The sequence below is a fragment of the Meiothermus sp. genome, assembly GCF_026004075.1.
Taxonomy (GTDB): domain Bacteria; phylum Deinococcota; class Deinococci; order Deinococcales; family Thermaceae; genus Meiothermus.
The window spans coordinates 356828-376534 of sequence record NZ_BPIK01000001.1 but is presented as its reverse complement, the minus strand read 5'-3'; the positions used below and the strand labels follow the sequence as shown (position 1 = coordinate 376534).

The 19707-nt window shown below is 60.2% G+C and carries 17 protein-coding genes and 1 tRNA gene; 9 read left to right on the top strand and 9 right to left on the bottom strand.

Translation table 11 applies throughout. The features are described from left to right. Positions 1-133: 133 nt before the first annotated feature. From Q0X18_RS01815 to Q0X18_RS01800, 4 genes are all read left to right on the top strand, one after another. Positions 134-1207 carry a GGDEF domain-containing protein gene (locus Q0X18_RS01815; protein WP_297557756.1) on the top strand — a complete coding sequence of 358 codons (1074 nt, stop codon included), beginning with the start codon at positions 134-136 and terminating at the stop codon, positions 1205-1207. A 120-nt stretch (positions 1208-1327) separates the two neighbouring features. Beyond that, the gene (locus Q0X18_RS01810) at positions 1328-2521 is read left to right on the top strand and encodes a carbohydrate ABC transporter permease (protein ID WP_297562913.1); all 1194 of its coding nucleotides are present in this window, start codon (positions 1328-1330) and stop codon (positions 2519-2521) included. 93 nt (positions 2522-2614) lie between these two features. After that, positions 2615-3763, top strand: a complete 1149-nt coding sequence (locus tag Q0X18_RS01805) for a carbohydrate ABC transporter permease (protein WP_297562911.1) — start codon at positions 2615-2617, stop codon at positions 3761-3763. 83 nt (positions 3764-3846) lie between these two features. Continuing rightward, positions 3847-5103, top strand: a complete 1257-nt coding sequence (locus Q0X18_RS01800; RefSeq protein WP_297557754.1) for an ABC transporter substrate-binding protein — start codon at positions 3847-3849, stop codon at positions 5101-5103. Between the two features lie 83 nt (positions 5104-5186). Here Q0X18_RS01800 and Q0X18_RS01795 read toward each other — a convergent pair whose 3' ends face one another. Together Q0X18_RS01795 and mnmA are read right to left on the bottom strand one after the other, a co-directional pair. Continuing rightward, complete coding sequence (locus Q0X18_RS01795; protein WP_297557752.1) at positions 5187-6116, bottom strand: sodium:calcium antiporter; 930 nt, start codon at positions 6114-6116, stop codon at positions 5187-5189. Between the two features lie 66 nt (positions 6117-6182). Continuing rightward, positions 6183-7274 carry a tRNA 2-thiouridine(34) synthase MnmA gene (gene mnmA / locus Q0X18_RS01790; RefSeq protein ID WP_297557750.1) on the bottom strand — a complete coding sequence of 364 codons (1092 nt, stop codon included), beginning with the start codon at positions 7272-7274 and terminating at the stop codon, positions 6183-6185. A gap of 155 nt (positions 7275-7429) precedes the next feature. Here mnmA and Q0X18_RS01785 point away from each other — a divergent pair. Beyond that, positions 7430-7506, top strand: a tRNA-Arg gene (locus Q0X18_RS01785). A gap of 36 nt (positions 7507-7542) precedes the next feature. On the opposite strand, the gene Q0X18_RS01780 is transcribed toward Q0X18_RS01785, so the two are convergent. From Q0X18_RS01780 to Q0X18_RS01770, 3 genes are all read right to left on the bottom strand, one after another. Continuing rightward, the gene (locus tag Q0X18_RS01780; protein WP_297557747.1) at positions 7543-7812 is read right to left on the bottom strand and encodes a hypothetical protein; all 270 of its coding nucleotides are present in this window, start codon (positions 7810-7812) and stop codon (positions 7543-7545) included. Between the two features lie 20 nt (positions 7813-7832). Further along, positions 7833-9827 (bottom strand): GGDEF domain-containing phosphodiesterase, encoded by a 1995-nt coding sequence (locus Q0X18_RS01775; protein WP_297557744.1) that lies wholly within the window; start codon positions 9825-9827, stop codon positions 7833-7835. A 114-nt stretch (positions 9828-9941) separates the two neighbouring features. Continuing rightward, complete coding sequence (locus tag Q0X18_RS01770; RefSeq protein ID WP_297557742.1) at positions 9942-10832, bottom strand: diacylglycerol kinase family protein; 891 nt, start codon at positions 10830-10832, stop codon at positions 9942-9944. A gap of 123 nt (positions 10833-10955) precedes the next feature. Between Q0X18_RS01770 and Q0X18_RS01765 the strand changes: the two genes are divergently transcribed. Next, entirely contained in the window at positions 10956-11825 is an 870-nt protein-coding gene (locus tag Q0X18_RS01765; RefSeq protein ID WP_297557740.1) for a GNAT family N-acetyltransferase, read from the top strand. Here Q0X18_RS01765 and Q0X18_RS01760 read toward each other — a convergent pair. The 3 genes from Q0X18_RS01760 to Q0X18_RS01750 are packed head-to-tail and all read right to left on the bottom strand — an operon-like array spanning position 11822 to position 14146. Continuing rightward, on the bottom strand, positions 11822-12322 hold the full coding sequence (locus Q0X18_RS01760) for a nucleotidyltransferase domain-containing protein (RefSeq protein ID WP_297557738.1): 501 nt from the start codon (positions 12320-12322) through the stop codon (positions 11822-11824). The two genes, Q0X18_RS01765 and Q0X18_RS01760, sit on opposite strands and share 4 nt — an antisense overlap. A 5-nt stretch (positions 12323-12327) precedes the next feature. After that, entirely contained in the window at positions 12328-13410 is a 1083-nt protein-coding gene (locus Q0X18_RS01755; protein WP_297557735.1) for an enolase C-terminal domain-like protein, read from the bottom strand. Then, positions 13403-14146 carry a hypothetical protein gene (locus Q0X18_RS01750; protein WP_297557733.1) on the bottom strand — a complete coding sequence of 248 codons (744 nt, stop codon included), beginning with the start codon at positions 14144-14146 and terminating at the stop codon, positions 13403-13405. The genes Q0X18_RS01755 and Q0X18_RS01750 overlap by 8 nt, the downstream gene beginning before the upstream one ends. Positions 14147-14184: 38 nt before the next feature. On the opposite strand from Q0X18_RS01750, the gene pyrE reads away from it, so the two are divergent. From pyrE to Q0X18_RS01735, 3 genes are all read left to right on the top strand, one after another. Further along, positions 14185-14736, top strand: a complete 552-nt coding sequence (gene pyrE / locus Q0X18_RS01745; RefSeq protein ID WP_297557730.1) for an orotate phosphoribosyltransferase — start codon at positions 14185-14187, stop codon at positions 14734-14736. Positions 14737-14759: 23 nt separating this feature from the next. Continuing rightward, positions 14760-15824: a stage II sporulation protein M gene (locus Q0X18_RS01740; protein WP_297557728.1), complete on the top strand. Its 1065-nt coding sequence runs from the start codon at positions 14760-14762 to the stop codon at positions 15822-15824. Positions 15825-15916: 92 nt separating this feature from the next. Then, a complete protein-coding gene (locus tag Q0X18_RS01735) occupies positions 15917-16945 on the top strand; it encodes an NAD(P)H-dependent glycerol-3-phosphate dehydrogenase (RefSeq protein ID WP_297557725.1) in 1029 nt (342 codons plus the stop codon). Positions 16946-17251: 306 nt separating this feature from the next. Here Q0X18_RS01735 and ppsA read toward each other — a convergent pair whose 3' ends face one another. Continuing rightward, on the bottom strand, positions 17252-19627 hold the full coding sequence (gene ppsA / locus Q0X18_RS01730; RefSeq protein ID WP_297557723.1) for a phosphoenolpyruvate synthase: 2376 nt from the start codon (positions 19625-19627) through the stop codon (positions 17252-17254). Between the last annotated feature and the right edge of the window lie 80 nt (positions 19628-19707).

The window sequence follows — 19707 nt, the reverse complement described above, 5'->3', positions numbered from 1 at the left end:
AAATCTCTTCCAGCTGAGCAAAAGCATCGGCCAGTACCGGCCGGTGCTTTTTTTGGCAGTCGGGCTGGTAGTGTATTGCTCCCCGAATATGGGCTTGTCTATAAGACAAAATGCAGGAGAATGTTGTTAGTCTATGCCAGCATCGACTCAGGGGTTAGATTCCACCGCTGCGGTGCGGACGAAAATATATCTTTTCTTTTTGCCTGTGGCAGCTTACGCGGCCCTTTTTGCCTGGGCTAAACTGGATCTCCCCGCCCAAGAAAACTTGTACGAAAAGTATTCGCTGCTGGTCATAGCCTCATGGCTCCTCCTCTGCTGGGCAGGTTTGTTGTTGCCTAGATGGGTACCTTTCCGTGCCGTTGAGGGTGGTATTTTCTGGGGCACTGCACTATTGATGGTGCTCAATATTTACTACAATCTGCTATCCGTCGCTGAAGAAAGCCTGTGGCCTTCTTCGGTTTGGATTGCCATGGTATTTGTGCTGGCCTATTTTGTGTTTGAACCCCGGACAGCCTGGCGGGTCTCACTGGGAATCTTTACAGCCTTTGGGGTGGCCGGCGTCCTGGCACTGGCTCCCCAAGTAACAGCAGGTGCTCCCATAGACTCAAATGCAGTATTGCAACTTTATATCTCGCAGCTATGTTACCTGGTGCTTTTCAGGCTGTTGATTCTGGCCAAAGAACATGCCCTTCAAGCCCAGATTAAAGCCATCCAGCTATACCAGCTCGCCCACACCGATCCCCTGACCGGCGTGGCCAATCGACGCTCGATCATAGAGGCTATGCACCGGGCCCTCGAGCACCACAACAAAACCAAAGAGCCCTTGTCGCTGGTACTGTTGGATCTAGATCACTTTAAGAAGGTCAATGACCAATACGGGCACGAAACAGGCGATAAGGTGCTGGTGCATGTGGCCAGGTTGATGCGGCAAAACCTGCGGCAGGGTGACTACATGGGAAGATGGGGCGGCGAGGAGTTTGTGCTGCTGCTGCCCAGTACCTCTCTTCAAGAAGCCCAGGAATTATGCCATCGACTCCGGCAGCTTTTGGCTGAAAACTCGCTGGAATCTCTACGCCCCGTATCGGCCAGCTTTGGGATAGCCAGCGCCATTCCGGGTGATACCCCGGATCAGCTGGTTTCACGGGCCGATGCGGCCATGTACCTTTCCAAGCAGGCAGGTGGCAACCGCATTGAGGTAGTGGGCTAGATGGGTTTTCTGGTTCCACTCCACCTCAGAACCCCGGCTTGATAGACTTACGCCGTGCGAACGCTTCGTGGGTCTACAAATAAACCCCCACTCGGCCACCGTCCCACCCTGGTGCTCGGCATGACGGTGCTGCTGGCCCTGGTTCGGCTGGCTGTGGCGCTCGAGCTACTCCCCGCCTGGGCTTATGGGGTGGGAACCATCCTGCTTTTTGGGGTGACCCTCGAGGCGTTGGTTCGAGCCTACAAGCCATCCCTACTGCCGGGGCTGGGCCTCCTGCTGGCGGGGCTCGGACTGGGGTACAGTACCGCCCCTGCCGTGCTGCTGGCCCTGCTTGGGGTGGGCGCTCTTTACTGGGCCTGGGCTCCCCAGATGTCCGAGCGCGAACAGGCCAGCTTCTGGGGGTGGTTGCTGGTCTGGCCTGCAGTGGGGCTACTCTTGGTCTGGCAGATCTTCCCCAGCTTGTACGCCCTGTGGCTTTCGTTTTTGGATCGGTTTAACTTCATCGGCCAGAGCAGGTTCGCAGGGCTCCTTAACTACGAAATCCTGCTCACGCGCGATCCCCTGTTCTGGAAAGCCATGGGCAACACTTTCTGGTTCGTGATTTTTACAGTTCCCCTGGGGATTCTGCTGGCGACGCTGGTGGCCATTTTGCTCAACGAAAGGGTGCGCCTGCTGGGCTTCTTCCGCACGCTCTACTTCCTGCCCTACATTACGGCGCTCACCGCGGCCGCCGCGGTATGGGACTGGATCTATCACCCCGAGTTTGGCTTCCTCAACTGGGTGCTCGGCACGCCAGGGCTGGACTGGCTCTCTACCCCCCAGGGCATCTTTGCCCTGGCTATGGCCCCACTGGGCATCCAGCTTCAAGGCTTCTGGGCCGGGCCCAGCGTGGCTTTTGTGGCGATCATGGTGATGAGCCTGTGGCACCTGCTGGGCTACCAGGTGGTGGTCATTCTGGCCGGGCTGCAAAACATCCCCAAGGAGTACTACGAGGCCGCCCAGCTCGACGGCGCAAGCTGGTGGCAGCAGCAGCGCTACATCACCTGGCCCCTGCTCTCCCCCACCACCTTTTTTCTTTCCACGCTGGGCCTGATCGGAGCTTTTCAGGTTTTTACCCAGGTGCTGATCATGACCCCCACCGGCGGGGTCTTGCAAGACACCCTGACCATCACCCTGTACATGTACAACAAGGGCTTCCGCGACTCCGATTTCTCCTACGCCAGCGCCATCGCGGTGGTGGTGTTTGCGGTTATTTTGGTGCTCACGCTGGTGCAGCAGCGGGTGCTCGAGCGCAGAGTAACCTATGAGACCTGATTTCAACAGCGCAAAGGAAGGAACCTCATGACCCTCCCGTATGCCCTGAGCCGCCTGCTGATCTACCTGGTTTTGAGCCTAGGGGCCATTGCAATGGCTTTCCCTTTTTACTGGATGCTGGCTACCAGCCTGAAAAGCCCCCAGGAGGCCCAGCAGGCCCAGCCCATCTGGGTTCCCGAGCGGCTCAAGCCCGCCAACTGGAGGGTTGCAGCCCAGCTCGGTGCCGCAGGTGGAACCCCCCTCTGGGGCGGCTACCAGGACGGCCGAAGCGTCACCTTGCGCATCTACACCGACCGGATGGGGCCCGAGCCCCAGGTCTTTATTCCCACGGCTGTGGGCGCTTTCAGCGACCCCCGGGCCGAGGGCACCCAGATTCGCACCCGCTACCAGGGGGATCACTGGGAGATCACTTTCACCAACGCCTCGGGTGAGTCTTTCCGGCTGCTCCCGGCGGTGGTGCTGCTTTCCAAAAGCTACTCGAGCTACCGGCCCGAGCTACCCCCCGATGCGGTGCGCTCGAGCGGCGACGACTGGCGGCTGGAATGGGTCAATCTGGCCCCCGGCGCACTGGGCTATGTGTTCCACAACTACCGCGAGGCCTGGCTGGCCGCTCCTTTCGGGCAGTACTTCTTCAACAGCTTTATAACCGCAGGAACCCAGGTGCTGGTGGGGCTGCTGCTGGCCGCCATGGCCGCTTTCGCCCTGGCCCGCATCGAGTTCCCCGGTAAGAATCTGGTCTGGCTCATGATCCTGGCAACTCTGATGATTCCCGGCGAGGTACTGCTCATCCCCAACTACATCCTGCTCTCGAGGCTCGAGTGGATCAACACCTACTACGCCCTAGTGGTGCCCTGGCTGGCCTCGGTATTCGGAATTTTCCTGCTGCGGCAGTTTTACCTCTCGCTGCCCAGGGATCTGTTCGATGCGGCCCGGATTGACGGGGCCAGCTACTGGACGCAGCTCGTGCGCATTGCCCTGCCGCTTTCGATACCGGGGCTGGTCACCTATGGCATCTTTACTTTTCTGGGAGCCTACAATGCCCTGCTGTGGCCCTTGATTGTGACCGACCGGCCCGAGATGTACACCATTCAGCGGGGCCTGCAGGTTTTCATCGGGGAGGCCGGCAGCGACTACGGGGCCCTGATGGCCGCCTCAACGCTGGCTATTTTGCCCATTGTGCTGGGGTATTTTCTGGCACAGCGGCAGTTTATCCAGGGGGTGGCCCGCAGCGGGATCAAGTAGGCCCACCATAGGGTAATGTAGTAGACGACCTGACCCTTAGCTGACGTTGTTGTGGGTATAAACAAACGAAAAGGAGACGTGAGATGAGATATCTAACCATCGCTTTTTTCGCTTTCCTGAGCCTGTCTCTAGCGCAGCAGCGGCCCGAGGACATCATCAAGAGCCAGTGTGAGAAGGCCAGCGTGGTGGCCGAGCTGTGGCACGGCTTTACCGGTGGCGCTCCCAAGACCGCCCTGGAGAACCTGGTGGTGGAGTTCAACCGCACCCAGAACGGCCAGGTGTGCGTGCGCCCCATTGCGCAGGGCAATTACCGCGATCTTTCCACCAAGATTAAGGCCGCTTTCGCCAGCGGCAAGGTGCCAGTGATGGCCCAGGCCTTCGAGAACAACATGGCGCTGTACCTCGAGTCCGACGCCCTTACACCCATGTCGGCGCTGGGTGTGGACCTGAAAGGGGTCAACCCCCTTTTTGTGAATGCGGTAACCTTCAACAAGCAAGCTTACGGAGTTCCCTTCAACAAAAGCATCCAGATCCTGTATTTCAACCGCGACCTGCTCAAGAAGTACAACGCCAAGGTGCCCACTACCATCGAAGGGTTTATATCCACCGCCAAGCAAATTTCCCAGGGAGAAAAAGCCCCGGTCTATTTCTTCCAGCCCGACACCTCGACCTTCTCGTACTGGTTCTTCACCCTGGGCGGGAGCTACCTGCAAAACGGGAAGCTGGTGCTCAACTCGCCCAAGGCCGTCGAGACGCTCGAGCTCCTGGTGCAGGGCGTCAAAGACGGCTGGGCCCGGCCCATTACCAGCGGCTTCATCAACGCCAACTTTGGCGTGGGCCCCTTCGCCTTCTCCACCGATACCTCGGCGGGTTACAGCTTTTATCTCCAGGCCGCCAAGTTCGACCTGGGTGTGGCCACCCTGCCGGGCCGCACCGACAAGCAGCCTGGTTTCGGACTGGTGCAGGGCACCAACCTGGTGGTTTTCAAACGGGCTGACGAAAAAGAGAAAAAGGTCGCCGCCGACTTCCTGAAGTTTGTGATCTCGCCCAGGGTGCAGGCGGTTTTCGGGGTCGCCACCAACTACGTGCCCGTCAACCTGGGCTCGGGCGCCGACCCCGTGGTAACCCGCTACATCAAGCAGAACCCCGCCTTTGGTGTGGCCATCACCCAGGCCCGCTACGCCAAGTTTGAGCCGGCCCTTTCCGACTGGGAGCAGATCCGCTTCGATATCCTGGGGCAGGCCATCAAAGAGGCTGTGCTGGGCCAGGCCACCCCCAAAGCTGCATTGGACAAGGCCCAGAAAGCCGCCGAGGACTTGCTGTCGGGCCGTACGCGCTAAACCTCCCACGCTCACGCTGCGCCTCACTACCGTGAGGCGCGCGTTTTATTGCATTTCCATCTTCCTTCAAAAGCTGCTATGCCTCAAGCCAGGCCGCTAACCTTCAGCACAAACAACCCATACATCACCAAGAACAGCATCCCCTCCCAGCTCGAGATGCGCCGATCCTGCACCAGCAGGTAGAACAACAGCGAAGCTCCCACCGCAAAGGGCAGGGCAAAGCCGGTCAGCTCGGGTGTCACTTTGACGGTGCCATAAACCGCACCAGCCCCCACCACCACCAGCGCGTTGAAAATGCAGGAACCCAGGATGTTGCCCACCGCCAGCGAGGCCTTGCCCTGCCGGGCTGCACCGATACTCACCACCAGCTCGGGCAGGGTGGTACCCAGGGCCAGAATGGTGACCGCCACGATAGCGGTGGGTACGCCCAGGCCCATGGCAAGCCCCTGGAGGCTGTTCACAGTCCATTCGGCGCCAAAGTAGATGCCCACCGCGCTAAGGGCCACCAAAAGAAGGTCGCGCGGGGCGATGGAAGTGCGGGTTTCGCCCTTCTGGCCGCTGCTGCCCTCTTTGAGTAAGTAGGCCACATATACCCCATACACCGCCAGCAAACACAGCCCTTCCACCCGGCCCACCACCCCATCGAACATCACCACCCCCAGCACAAACGCCGAGCCCACCAGAAAGTGCAGGTCAATGGCGATATAGGCCTCACCCAGATAGACCGGACGCAGCACCGAGAAAACCGTGCTGACCCCCAGAATCAGGAGCAGGTTGGAGACGTTGGCCCCCAGTACGTTGCCGCTGACAATCTGGGAAACCCCCTGGCTCACCGAAAAAAGCCCGGTGATGAGTTCAGGCAGCGAGGTGCCCACCCCCACGATAATCACGCCCACCATGAAGCTAGACAGCCCCAGGGCCAGCCCTATGCGCTCGGCGGCTCCGGTAAACAAGCGCGCCGAAACCAACAGCAGGGCCAGGCTTCCAAAAAAGGTCAGGAAAAGTAACAACATGGGTAGCTCCTGCTCGAGGCTACCCGGAGGGTTTGGGAAAAAGCAAATGGATCGGGAAGTGCTCTGCTAGGCAGGTATCAAAGACCGCCCTAACCCGAGGGCGTTGTACAGCGGCCTGGCGATAAAGCCCCCGCCCAAAAGCCGTTCACCTTGGTACAGCACCGCCGACTGGCCTGAGGTCACGGCAAACTGGGGCTCTTCCAGCCGGATGACCAGCCGCCCTGCGCCCATGGCCTCCACCTGGGCCGGCACCGGCTTAGTGCGGTAGCGCACCTGCACCTCGAGGCGCTCGGGTAGGTTCTCTGGTTCGATCAGCAGGTTGACCTCGCGGGCCTCGAGGCCCCCCCACATACAGGCTTCCTTGGGCCCCACAATCACCTCGTTGGTGGTGGTGTTAACCTGCACCACGTAGCGCTCGAGGTGGCTCTTCCACAGACCCAGGCCTTTTTTCTGGCCCACCGTGTAGAACTGCGCCCCGCTGTGTTCGCCAATCTGCTGGCCGGTCTCGAGATCAATCAGCGGCCCCGGACGGGCCGAGAGGTGCTGGGCCAGAAAATCCTTCAGGTCGCCCTGCACAAAGCAGATGTTCTGGCTCTCGGGCTTTTTGGCCGTAGGCAGACCAAACTGCTCGGCCAGGGCCCGCACCTGGGGCTTTTCCAGGTGCCCCACCGGGAAGAGCATATGGGGAATGGCCTCCTTGGGCGTGCCCCACAAAAAGTAGGTCTGGTCTTTCTTGGGGTCGCCCCGGTACAGACCCCCGTCGCGGTTGATGACGTAGTGCCCGGTCGCCACGTAGTCGCAGCCCAGCATCCGGGCTTTCTTCAAAAGCGAGTCGAACTTGACGCGGGTGTTGCAGTTGACGCAGGGGTTGGGGGTCTCGCCAGCCCGGTAGCCCGCGATAAAGGGATCGATAATTTTTTCCTGAAACTCCTCGCGGTAGTCGAGCAGGTAAAAGGGAATACCGAGGATATCAGCCACCCGCCGGGCCTCGTAGGCCGCGTCGGGCGAGCAGCAGGTCTCGAAGCAGTCGTCTTTTTTGTTATCGGGCCAGAAGCGCATCATGGCCCCGATGACCTCGTAGCCCTGCTCCTTAAGCAAAGCCGCACTCACCGAGGAGTCCACCCCCCCGCTCATGGCTGCCAGTACGCGCTTACCCATACCAAGGGAGCCTCGAGGCTCCTAGATAAGTGTACCCGATGCTTTTAGGAGCCAGGGCACACTTCCCCCAGGCGTGCAACCTCGTTCGTGTTGACAGCTTGCAGCGCCTGTGTTAACCTACAGGACGCATTTGGTGGTACACACCAATGCGGCAAGGGCGCGTAGCTCAGTTGGATAGAGCGACTGACTACGGATCAGTAGGTCGTGGGTTCGAATCCTGCCGCGCCCGCCATACAAAAAGCACGGAGTTTATCCACTCCGTGCTTTTTTATTTTCGCCACTCCTCCAGACGCTCGCGCAGTTCGCGGGCATAGCGGGGGTTGCGCCCGCCCCCCAGGGCCGCCAGTCCGCCGATAAGCAAAAAAGCCAGACTCACCGGGATGGGTTTGATCAGGAACACCGCCAACACGGCACCCACCAGCAAGCCCAGGCCCACGCGGATACGCCCGGTCAGCAAGCTGCGCACCGAGAGAAAGGCCAGCAGGCCAGGAAGAAGCCACAACAACAGCCGCAGCAGCAGCACCGCGCCTTCGGTCATGAACTTATGGTAGCAGAGCTTTACGAGCCGATGCCCCAGACCAGCAAGGCCCCCAGGTCCTCGGCAGGAACCGGCCAGCCCAGGATATGGCCCTGACCGTGATCGGCGCCCAGCTCTTTCATGCGGGTAAGCTGAGACTGTTCCTCCAAACCTTTGGCCACAGCCTTGGCGCCCACAGCATGCACCATATCGATGGCTGCCTTCGCCAGCATGGCGTTTTCTGAGACCGAAAGGACGGGATTAAGTTTTATCCAGTCGATGGGTAGCCGTTTGAGCTGGGTGAGGGGAAGGGGATTGGAACCAAAATTATCGAGAGCAACCAGAACGCCCAGGTGCTTGAGGATCTCGAGGCTGCGGCTGGTGGTCTCGAGGTCGCTCAGGATAGCCTCTTCACGCAGTTCTACGATGAGGGTATCGGCCGGAAGACGCTTAGCCGAGAGCATCTCTTGCAGCACACTGGGAAAGTTTGGATCGATAAGGGTTTCGGTAGAGACGTTAATACTGAAGCGGGCGTTAACCCCAGAAGGCCTCCAGAGGGCGGCCTGCTCGAGCACTTTTTCCAGGGTCCAGCGATCCTGAACGCTCATCAGGCCCACCTGCTCGGCCAGGGGCAGGAACTCCCCGGCTTGATGCAGCCCTTTGGGCCTGGGCCAGCGGGCCAGGGCCTCCACGGCTACTAGCTCGAGGTCGCTTAGGTTGAATACTGGCTGGAAATGCAGGGTTAGGCCATCTTGCGAGATAGCTTCCTGCAGTTCGGTTGCACCGGGGGTCAGCAACCGGATACCCCCACCCGCCTCGAGAGCCATCTGGCAGGCTTGTTCGGCCTGGCCCCAGAGTCCGTCTACGGTAGTGGCGTCTTGCGGGTACATAGCAATCCCAATGCCCACCTTTAAACCCGACAGAGCAGCCCGTAGACGGCCCAGCAGGCGGTGCGCCACCCGGCTGGCCCCAGCTGTCCAGCGCACCTCGGATAGCAGCAGGGCGAAGCCCTGTTCACCCAGGTAAGCCAGCGAGTCGCTCTGGCGCAGGGTGTAGGCAATCTCCCGGGCAGCCCGTTCGGTCTGGGCCTTGTTCATCCCATCAATCTGAATGCGCATTAAAGCCAGCGAACGCTCATACCGCTGGGCCATCGAGAGCGCCTGGGCCAAATTGAGCTCAAATTCGCTGCGCTTAACCGCCAGTGACTTGCGCTCGGAGGTCTGGATTTTAATCTCGTCTTTGAGCGGGCGCAGGATACGATCAATCACCTGGGCCACGGCCAGGGCCAGGGTCTCGTCGGCATTGCTCCACTTACGGGGCTGCAGGCTTTCAATCCATACCACACCCCGCAATCCCCCTTCCCCATGCAAGACCGCCTGCAAAACCGCCCCCAGACCACGTCCGATCAGGATGTCGCGCAACTCATTCATGCGGGCATCCTGGCGGGTGTCGTCGGCGGCAATCAGCAGGTTGCGCTCAAGTACCTGAAAATAGACCGGGTGGCGTTCGGGCTGGAGTTCCTCGAGTGGAGCCGCTTCGGGATATTGCCCAGCCGGTTTCAGGCTGCGCGCACTGCCTTCACGCAGCCACAGGCAGAGGCCCTTGAATCCTAGAGAAATTAGCATCTCCCCTAGCTTGGGTAGTGCTTCCTCTACGCTGGCGAAGCGGTGCTGGGTAATCTCGAGCAGTGAACGCTGCCAGGATTCCTTAGGCATGGGGTTGACAGCCACACCCTGGGATTCGACCAGCAACGACTGCAAGGCCTCGATCAGGGCCAGCTTGGCCCGCTCGTTTAAGTTGTAGCCTTTTTGCCCAATGTGTAGCCGTGGTGCTGCCCAAACCAAACGGCTGCTCACCCAAGATTCGCCGGTAAGCAGGTTGAGCAGCAACTCTTGCGCTTCTTGGGGTTTGAGTACCACACCCCCAGCCCCTCCCAGGCGTATAGCCATACCAGAAGGCATATCCTGGTGCTCAATCAGGAGGGTGGCCCCTTCAATCGAGAGCGGTGCAAATAGCTTCCAACTAACCTCGTTCACCAATGCCAATCCTTTCTGCGGGGGCTCCAAGCAGCCACAATTCTAATGTACAAGGTACAGGGTGATGTGCATGGTTATTGGTCACCAGCTCTCGCGATAATCTGTGCGCCCGGGTTACGCCCTCTGGGTAATCACCCGTAGCCCATCAGGGATGACCTGTACCCGATACTCGTGGCTGGGCTCAAGCAGTTCCCCATCGGTGTGGGCCGGAACCGGACGGTCGAAGCGGACGATAAACTCGGTTCCGTGAAAGAAGTGCAGACGGGGGTGGTGTACGTGCTTACCCACAATCAACCGGGGTAGAATCCCCACCACCCCCAGGCGGCTAAAGGCCCCGGCCACCGCTACGGAAATAAGGCCATCGGTAGGCCGTGCATCGGGCACAATGGGAATACCCCCACCATAGCACGGGCCATTCATCAGGGCTACCAGCAGGCTAGGGCCCTGGTAGAGGATTTGGTTGTTCTGGATAAGCTCGAGGTTAGGCAGATCGAGCCCCTTCAGTACAGCAAAAATGGAGTATAAGTAACGCGGCATTCCCCGCAAAAAAGTAGGAGCAGTGAGAGCCTTCCGAGCCACTGCTGCATCGAAACCGATACCCAGGCTGGTTCCATATGGCTGGTTATTAACCAGGCCCAGGTCTACATGGCGGATGGGGCCCCGCAAGGCTGTATGCAAAGCAGCCTCAAGGGGTAGCTTGTGCAGTCCCACCATGCGGGCAAAGTCGTTACCGCTGCCGATGGGCACCACTCCAATAGCCTTATCTGAACCGGCGATTCCGCGCACCACCTCGTGTACCGTCCCATCGCCCCCCACCGCAACCACCCGACTGCCGGCTGGAGCGTTCCGGGCAATCTGGATCGCGTGCCCCGGGGCCTGGGTCACCACCATCTCGGTATCTGAAGACTGGGCACGCCGGATAGCGGCCTCGAGCAGGCCCAGCATCTGGCCCACCCGCCCCCGCCCTGCTGCTGGATTGATGACAAAAATCGTATAGCTACGCATTGTGTTTCGTAAGATTCTAGCAGAGGCCGACGTTGTACAATACAGCCATATCTAAACGGGGTTTCCGCAGCACCGCTTGCATGGTATATGGGTAGGAGCCCGGAGATATTTAAGGAAGGTTCTATGAACCGACCCGTCGCACAAGCCCACCTTTCGCAGCTCGCCGAGCTGCTCTGCTGGATGGATGAAACACCCGAGCGCCGTTCGCTGGCCCCTGAGGCACGTACCCCCGAAGGGCTGTGGTGGGAGGTGCTGGCCGGCGAGGACGAAAAAGCCTGGGTCTGGCTCGAGGCTGGCCGGGTACAGGGATATGGCGCTTTGGTTCCCTTCTGGGACGGGGCAGCCCTCGAGGGCCCCATCATCCGCGGGGGCAACGGTAAAGCGCTTTTGGAGCACCTGATCAGAAAAGCCCGCCAGGAAGGATATCCCACCCTTTATGCCTTCCCCGAGGCTAGCAACCATCAGGCTCGAGCCCTGCTAGAGCAGATGGGCTTTTCTGCTGAGCACACCACTTATTTCTACGCCATTGGCCGCACCGATCTGGCTTATCCCGTTCCTGTCGGCTACAAGATTGAGCGGGCCGAGCCCTGCGACCCCAAGGTGTACCGCGATCTGTACAGCCGCGTCGAGGATGGCTGGAGCCTTCGGCTACACTGGACCGACGAAGAGCTGCGCCAGCACTTTATCGGCTCCGAAGTCGAGCTTTTTATGGCCTACGCCGATACCACCGGGGAGCCTGTGGGTCTGGCCGAGCTCGAACTCGACGATACCCAGGCCGAGATCGCTTACATCGGGGTGGTGCCGCAAGCCCGGGGCAAGGGCCTGGGGCGAGCGCTGTTGGGGGCTGCTGCCGAATGGGCCTTTGCCAATCCGCAGATCGAGACCCTACAGGTGCGCGCCCATGACCACGAAAAAGCCGCTCAGGCTCTTTATAAGCGACTGGGTTTCCAGCAGACCAGTGCCGTTGTGACCTACGCGCTCGAGCTTTACTAACCCAACCCACCACCCAGGGCTTCTAAACGGGCTTTGATCAGGGCTGCCCGGCCTGGGCGCTGGAGCTGGGTGTACAGCGCAAACAAAAACTCCAGCGAAACCACCGGGATGCTGAGGCCCAGGTAGTCGATTACAGTGCGCCTGTGCCGGAAGTCTGGTGCGGGGTTCCAGCGACCATCTGGGCTCTGGAATTCCAGGTTTCCCATGACCTCGACCTCGAGGCCTTGAATCTTGAGCTGAGCCATGTACGCGCGTATCAAACGCACCCCCAGGTGCAGACCCGGCGGATGGCTGAGGTACTCGACTAGCAGTCGGGCTGTCTGTTCGACCCCCACCCGGTCGGTTTTAAGGACTACATCCTTGGGCACCACCGGCAACCCATGCAGGGCCAGGGCCAGGCTGCCGCTCGTCGCCCATTCCACTTGAGCATCGTTCAGGATGGGGCAGATAACCCGTAGCACCTGGACGATTCGTTCGGGCAGCAAAATAGGTGTCATCGCCATCACGTGTTCAGGGCATAACGCTCGAAGGCCTGGGGGTCGAAGCGACACTGGGCAAGGTCTTCCCAGTATAACCAACCCTCCTTTAGAGGGGGAAAGGTACAAAAGCCGCCCTCGGCCTTGAGGTGAAAGGCCAGCTCACACGGCTCGCTGACCCCTTCCTGGAAAGCCATCAGAGCGGTCTGGTAGGCTCCAAAGCTGGAGAGAGCCTGTGAGCCTACCATGGCCTTTTTGCCCTCGGCGCGGTTCAGGGCCAGCATCTCTAGGGTCTGGGTATAGCCAGTGCGGGCGGGTTTGAGGTTCAGGATGTCGTAGGTCTCGAGCTGAATCTCACGCCACAGGTCGCGCAACGTAAAGGCCGAGTCGTCAGCGATAAGGGGCAGAATGGCGGCCTGTCGCAGGCGCTTGCGGGCCAATATCTCGGCTATTGGCAGGGGTTCTTCTACGTATAGAAGCCCAGCCCCAGCCCACTTTTGCAAGTAGGCCGGGGCCTCCTCTGGGGAAAGTGTCTCGTTGGCATCGGCGTACAGGGCCATATCGGGGAAGCGCTCCTTGAGGGCTGCTATCCGAAATAAGTCGCCTTGCAGGTCGCGGCCTACCTTGACTTTGAGCACCCGCACCCCGGCCTCATAGGCCGCTGCGGCGTCGGCCAGCATCTCGGTCTCGTCGGCAATGCCCAGAATGTAGCTGACCTGCACCTTAGGTTGATGGGGCTCAAACACCTGCCAGAGGGTCTGCCCTTCGCTATGGGCCCAGGCCTCCCACAGCGCAATGTCCAGGCCCGCCTTGGTGGTGAGGTTGTTGGGAAAGCTGTTGAGAACCCTTTGGATGGCCGTGGTGTCCTCGACCTCGAGGCCCAGAAGCTGTGGCGATAGATATTCCAGCGCCGCCAGCACTGTACCCAGGGTTTCGCCGTAAATGGTAGGGCGCGGCGGAATCTCCGCACGGCCAATGGAACCATCAGAAAGCTCAACCTCGAGCAGAACATGCTCCAGTGCGGCCAGCTCCGAAGCCTTACCCCAGCGCAAAGCACCCCGCAGGGGCAGGCGGAAAGGACGTGGGGTGATTCGCTTTAGACTAGGCATGGCTCCGCTCCACAAAGGCCCGGATGGCCGCCGCCTCTTCGTCCAGGCTCAGGGCTTCGGTATCCAGAAACAAGGCCCGCGGCGAGTCCTGAAGCGCCTCACGGGCTGCATCGGGGTTGTAGTTCTTGCGCTCCTCGGCCACAATCTTGAGCTTGGCAATCAGCTCGGGTATGGGAACGTTCCAGCCCAGGGCTTCCTCAAGCTCCTCTTCACCCAGTACCCCCTGGGCCAGCTCGCGCAGGGTAGTCAGGTCGCTCTGTTCGACCCGCACCCGGTCGAAGGCATCTCCCCGTGTCAACAGGCGTGAGAGCCGGGTCAGATCGCGGGCCTCCAGTACAATAAAGCGGCTTTGAGGCAGGTGTGCCAGGGCAAATCGCACCTCCTCCTCACCACGCAAGCCGTCAAACAGCAGGGGCCAGGTAGGCACAGCGCGAGCGCTAAGCAAAATCTCCGCTACCCCGCCGGGATGCTCCTGGCGAAAGCGTCGGGTAAGGGCAAAACGTTCGCTGCGGTCGAGCGTCTGGCCGGAGTAGCCGTACAGGGGAAACACGTAGCGGTCTACCAGCTCCCGTCGATCGGGCAGGGTGGGATAACCCAGGCGCTCGAGCAGACTGGTTTTGCCCACACCAGTCAGGCCCACCAAAATCAGCAGGGGTAGTTCGGTCAGACGACGGCTTTCTTGCGGGGCATTTTCACCCGGCAGGTATAGATTGGCTCTGGGAATACGCTGGCTCATGCTGTTCTAGTGTAAGCCGGTTCTAGTAGCATGGAGTGATGGACGTACTTAATCTTTACAAAGAAACCGGAGCCCTGCTGGAGGGTCATTTTTTATTACGATCTGGACGGCACTCTCCCAAGTTTCTGCAGTCCACCACTTTGCTCCAACACCCCCTGTACGCCGAGGCCGTGGGACAGGCCCTAGGCGAACTCTTCGAGACGCTCGAGCTCGACTTTGTAATTGGCCCGGCCATGGGAGGTGTCATACTGTCCTTTGTAACTGCCAAGGCCCTGGGTGTACGGGCCCTCTTTGCCGAGAAGGACGGCCAGGGGAGTATGCGGGTGCGCGAAGGGCTCACCATTCATCCTGGCGAGCGCTTTCTCGCTGTAGAGGACGTGGTTACCACCGGGGGCTCGGTGCAGCAGGCCATCCGGGCTGCCGAGGCCAGGGGGGCTCGCTGCGTGGCCGTTGGAGCCATCGTTGATCGCAGTGCAGGCCGGGCCGAGTTCAGCGTGCCCTACCGCTCGCTGGTGCAGCTCGACTTTCCTACCTATGCCCCGGAAACCTGCCCCTTGTGCCAGCGGGGCGAGCCCTTACAAGAAGTCTAGGCAGACTTGGTAGGCTAAAGCATATGTTGCGACGTGTTGCTTTTCTCGCACCGCCCCAAATTGGAAGGTGGCTGCTGGCAACCGGGCTGTTGCTGGGGCTGGCTCTGGCTCAGTCCAACCTGGAGCTGGCCCGTCAGGCCGTACAGGACTGGCAGGCCGGCAAATACCAGACAGATCCCTCGCAAGCCCTGGGCAAGCCCACCGAGGAGGCCATCCGGCTGCTCGAGCAGAGCCTGGCCTTCCCTCCTCCACCCCGCGAGCTTTTGGTTAACTTAAATGAGCCCTTAGAAGAGTCCATCCCCAACGGCACCATCGTTAAATTTCCTGCTACTGTAGCTGGGCGCGGCGGCGAGGTGCGGGTCACCATCCGGGATGGGGCGGTAACCCGGATAGGGTTTACTCCCGAGGGCGGGTTGTTACCAGCTTGGCTCAAAAGCCCCGTGGCCTGGGTGCTGTTTGCAGCCCTCTCCCTGGGTTGGCTGGTAGCCCTGCGCAGCAACAGCGCCCTGGCCCGCTGGTGGGCCGAAGGCTGGGCCCTGGTGCGCCAGTACCGGGGGTTGTACCTGGGTACCAACATCGGCCTGTATGGTTTGTTTGCCCTGGGCGGGCTGGTGGCCTATACCAACCCCCAGATGGTGCGGCTGATGCAGGAGCTGGTGGGCGGGGCGCTCGAGCAAATCGGTCTGGGCAGCGCCCTGGCAGGGGGTGTCCTGGGCCTTGCCACCGTGATCTTTTACTGGAATTTCACCAACGGTCTGCTGCTAACCACAGCTGTACCGGGCTTATTGCTGGGTATTCCGGCCCTGCTGTTCAACGCGCTGCGCTACTTTGTGCTGGGCTTTGCCCTGAGCCCGGTGGCCCTGCCCGCAGCCAACTACCTACTGCACCTGCCCACCATTGTGGTGGAGCTACAGGCTTATATCCTGGTCACTTTTGGCGGGCTGGTGCTGATGCTCAAAACCCTGCGGGGCGAAGGCTATCGGGCTGGATTGCGGGCCCTGGGCCTCACCATTTACCTTGGGGCTTTCTTCCTGCTGGTAGGTGCCTGGTACGAGGCTTTCTCGATACTGTTTCTAATGCGCCCATAGAACGATAGCATGGGGCATTCAGCCACCGCTTTTCTCTGACCTAAGAGCAATCTGTCCAACGCAAACTTGACCTCGAGCAAAGCGTTATGTCCATGTCGTCTGGTGTGTCACGTACCCAAAGCCACAGCACCCGTGAGGGGAAAAGTCCTATAGCCGTGCTGGGCGCAGGATCTTGGGGCACCGCCCTGGCTTTGCTGGCCTCGTCTAAAGGGGTTCCGGTTTATCTTTGGGCCCGTCGGGCCGAGCACGCCCTGGCCATGCAGCTCGAGCGGCAAAACCGGGAGTACCTACCCGGCGTAGCGTTCCCCGAATCGCTTTACCCAACAGCCGACCCCGAAGAAGCCCTGCATAAAGCCCAGTTCGCAGTTGTGGCCGTCCCATCCAAGGCCCTGCGGGAAACCCTAGCACAATTGCCCAGGGCCAGCGCCTATGTTTCGGTCACTAAGGGGTTGCAGTTTACCGACCAACACCTACTGCGCATGAGCCAGGTCATCGAGGCGGTGACCGGGGTTTCGCAGGTGGCCGTATTGTCGGGCCCCAATCTGGCCGAGGAGATTGCCCGGTTTTTACCTGCTGCGGCGGTAGTGGCGGCTCAAGACCCGGCACTGGCCCAGCAGGTACAGCGGGTCTTTTCGGGTAAGAGCTTCCGGGTCTACACCTCAACCGACCGGGTGGGGGTGGAGCTGGGCGGCGCACTCAAGAATGTAATTGCCCTGGCTGCGGGTATGGTGGACGGCCTCAGGCTCGGCGACAACGCCAAAGCTGCCCTGATTACCAGGGGTCTGCGCGAAATTACCAGATTTGGTGTGGCCCAGGGTGCCCAGGAAACCACCTTCATGGGCCTCTCGGGGCTGGGTGATCTGATTGCCACCGCCAGCAGCCCTTATTCGCGCAACCGCACCGCAGGGGAGCAGATCGTCAAGGGCCTGACCCTGGCCCAGCTCGAGGCCCAGAAAACCGTGGTGGAAGGCATCTACACGGTCAAAGCCCTGCACGCCTGGGATCGGGCCACCGGGGCCGATCTCCCGATTACCGAAGCTGTGTACCGGGTCATCTACCAGGGGGCCGATCCCATGCAGGAGCTCATCCGCCTGATGAGCCGCGAGGCCAAACCGGAGTAAGCAGTATGGTCTCCACTACCTTTTAGGTCTTCCTCAAAAGTCAACAAGCTTTGTTGAACTCTATTTTTGCCACCAGGGCTGGCAGCAAAAAAGAGGGGGTCGCGAACGCCCAGTACAGCAGTTTTTACTGTGCTGGGTATATTATACCGTTTCCGCTTGAATCCTTCGCCGCCCGCCGCAGTCAGAGGTGAAGGATTCAAGCCGACCGAAGGGAGTAGAAAAGCATTTCGGTAGTATCGTTTAGGCTCGCCGAAGTGAACGATACTGCCGAAATGCGTATTACTCCACACCACGTGCAGAGCGATATTATTCTGCCCTGGTCAGTATATTTTGCTGTTCGGCTAGATACAGCCAGGTTTCCAGCACACTGTCGGGATTGAGCGAGATGCTCTCGATACCCTGCTGCACGAGCCACAAGGCAAACTCGGGGTGGTCGGAGGGACCCTGGCCGCAGATGCCGATATATTTGCCCATGCGCCGGGCAGAGCCGATGGCCCGCTCGAGCAGGAACTTCACCGCCTCGTCCTGTTCGCTGAACAGATCGGCCACCAGCCCCGAGTCGCGATCCAGCGCGAGGGTGAGCTGGGTCAGGTCGTTGGAGCCAATCGAAAAGCCGTCGAACAACTCTAAGAACTGCTCGGCCAGAATCGCGTTGGAAGGCACCTCGCACATCATGATCAGCTTGAGCCCGTCCCGACCGCGCTCGAGGCCGTGGGTCTTCAAGATTTCGATTACCGCCCTGGCCTCCCCCACCGTACGCACGAAAGGTATCATCACCCAGACGTTGGTGAGGCCTTTCTCTTCGCGCACCTCCCGGATAGCCTGGCACTCCAGCGCAAAGGCCTCGGCAAACTCCGGGCTGCGGTAGCGCGCGGCCCCCCGGAAGCCAATCATGGGGTTTTCTTCCTTGGGCTCGTAGCGGCTGCCCCCCAGCAGATGGGCATACTCGTTCGATTTGAAGTCCGACATCCGCACGATGACCGGATTGGGCGCAAAAGCCGCTGCAATCATGCTGATGCCCTCGGCCAGCTTTTCGCGGTAGAAGTCCACCGGGCTTTGGTAGCCCGCAGTGCGCCGGGTGATTTCGGCTTTGAGTTCTTCAGGCTGCTGATCGAATTGCAAAAGCGCTTTGGGATGGATGCCGATGGTGTTGTTGATGATGAACTCGAGCCGCGCCAGCCCCACCCCGGCGTTGGGCAAGCTGGCAAAGCTGAAGGCCCGCTCGGGCGAGGCCACGTTCATCATGATCTTGGTGGGGATGGGCGGCATGTTGTCCAGCTCAATCCGCTTCACCTCGAAGCGCGGCGTACCGGCATACACCCGACCGGTATCGCCCTCGGCGCAGGAAACCGTGACCATATCCCCATCGCGCAGTACCTGGGTGGCATTACCAGTCCCCACCACCGCCGGGATGTTCAGTTCCCGCGCTACGATGGCTGCGTGGCAGGTGCGTCCACCCCGGTTGGTCACGATGGCCGCAGCTTTTTTCATAACCGGCTCCCAGTCGGGGTCAGTCATATCGGCCACCAGCACGTCGCCGGGTTGCACGCGGTTCATCTCGCGGGGGTGGCTAATAACCCGCACCGGGCCCACCCCGATGCGCTGCCCCACTGCCCGGCCCGTTACCAGCACCGGCGCACGCTCCAGCATCTCGAAGCGTTCCAGCACCCGTCCCGAACGGCTCTGCACGGTCTCAGGGCGGGCCTGCAGGATATAGATCTGTCCATCCAGCCCGTCCTTGGCCCACTCGATGTCCATGGGCCGGCCATAGTGCTGCTCAATCAAGAGGGTCTGTCGAGCCAGCTCCAGCAGTTCTGCATCGGAAAGAGAGAAGCTGCGGCGCTCGAGTTCCGACGTCGGGACAGTTTCTACCCCACGGCCCTCCACCGCGTACACCATCTTTTGTAGCTTGGTTCCCAGGGTACGCTGCAGGATGGTGTTACGGCCCTCGGCCAGGCCTTTCTTATACACATAAAACTCATCGGGGTTAACCGCTCCCTGCACGATCAGCTCCCCTAAACCGTAGCTCGAGGTCACGAAAATCACGTCCCGGAACCCCGACTCAGTATCCAGGGTAAAGGCCACTCCCGAAGCCCCCAGGTCGCTGCGCACCATGCGCTGCACGCCCGCCGAGAGGGCCACCTCCTCGTGGGCGAACCCGTGGTGCACACGGTAGGCAATGGCTCGGTCGTTGTACAAGGAGGCAAAGACCTTCTTGATGTGCTGCAGTACGCTCTCCACTCCCTGCACATTCAAAAAAGTCTCTTGCTGCCCGGCAAAGCTGGCCTCGGGTAGGTCTTCGGCAGTGGCTGAGGAGCGCACCGCAACTGAAAGCCCGCCCTGGGAGGCGGACTCGAGGCGAATATAGGCATCTACGATGGCTACTTCCAGGGCCTTGGGTAGCTCGGCATTTTCTACCCAGCTGCGAATCTCGGCCCCCACCCGGGCCAGCTCGTCCACGTTGTCGGTATCGAGGTTTTGCAGCGCCTTATAAATACGTTCTTCTAGCCGATTGTGACGCAAAAACTCGCGAAAGGCCTCCGCGGTAGTGGCAAACCCCCCCGGCACCCGCACCCCAGCCTGGGAAAGATTGGCCATCATCTCGCCAATGGAGGCGTTTTTGCCTCCCACGATCTCGAGGTCTTTCATGCTCAGTGTCTCAAACCAGCGGATATATGCCATAACACACCTCGTTGAGATTGATGGTAGTTTGTGTGTTAGGCGAATTGGAGCCGCCGGTTTTGGTGTATGTATAGCCCGCC

Coding starts and splice junctions, on each gene's coding strand:
- Q0X18_RS01815 (WP_297557756.1), top strand. CDS start 134: ATGCCAGCATCGACTCAGGGGTTAGATTCCACCGCTGCGGTGCGGACG.
- Q0X18_RS01810 (WP_297562913.1), top strand. CDS start 1,328: ATGACGGTGCTGCTGGCCCTGGTTCGGCTGGCTGTGGCGCTCGAGCTA.
- Q0X18_RS01805 (WP_297562911.1), top strand. CDS start 2,615: ATGGCTTTCCCTTTTTACTGGATGCTGGCTACCAGCCTGAAAAGCCCC.
- Q0X18_RS01800 (WP_297557754.1), top strand. CDS start 3,847: ATGAGATATCTAACCATCGCTTTTTTCGCTTTCCTGAGCCTGTCTCTA.
- Q0X18_RS01795 (WP_297557752.1), bottom strand. CDS start 6,116: ATGTTGTTACTTTTCCTGACCTTTTTTGGAAGCCTGGCCCTGCTGTTG.
- mnmA (WP_297557750.1), bottom strand. CDS start 7,274: ATGGGTAAGCGCGTACTGGCAGCCATGAGCGGGGGGGTGGACTCCTCG.
- Q0X18_RS01780 (WP_297557747.1), bottom strand. CDS start 7,812: ATGACCGAAGGCGCGGTGCTGCTGCTGCGGCTGTTGTTGTGGCTTCTT.
- Q0X18_RS01770 (WP_297557742.1), bottom strand. CDS start 10,832: ATGCGTAGCTATACGATTTTTGTCATCAATCCAGCAGCAGGGCGGGGG.
- Q0X18_RS01765 (WP_297557740.1), top strand. CDS start 10,956: ATGAACCGACCCGTCGCACAAGCCCACCTTTCGCAGCTCGCCGAGCTG.
- Q0X18_RS01760 (WP_297557738.1), bottom strand. CDS start 12,322: ATGACACCTATTTTGCTGCCCGAACGAATCGTCCAGGTGCTACGGGTT.
- Q0X18_RS01755 (WP_297557735.1), bottom strand. CDS start 13,410: ATGCCTAGTCTAAAGCGAATCACCCCACGTCCTTTCCGCCTGCCCCTG.
- Q0X18_RS01750 (WP_297557733.1), bottom strand. CDS start 14,146: ATGAGCCAGCGTATTCCCAGAGCCAATCTATACCTGCCGGGTGAAAAT.
- pyrE (WP_297557730.1), top strand. CDS start 14,185: ATGGACGTACTTAATCTTTACAAAGAAACCGGAGCCCTGCTGGAGGGT.
- Q0X18_RS01740 (WP_297557728.1), top strand. CDS start 14,760: ATGTTGCGACGTGTTGCTTTTCTCGCACCGCCCCAAATTGGAAGGTGG.
- Q0X18_RS01735 (WP_297557725.1), top strand. CDS start 15,917: ATGTCGTCTGGTGTGTCACGTACCCAAAGCCACAGCACCCGTGAGGGG.
- ppsA (WP_297557723.1), bottom strand. CDS start 19,627: ATGGCATATATCCGCTGGTTTGAGACACTGAGCATGAAAGACCTCGAG.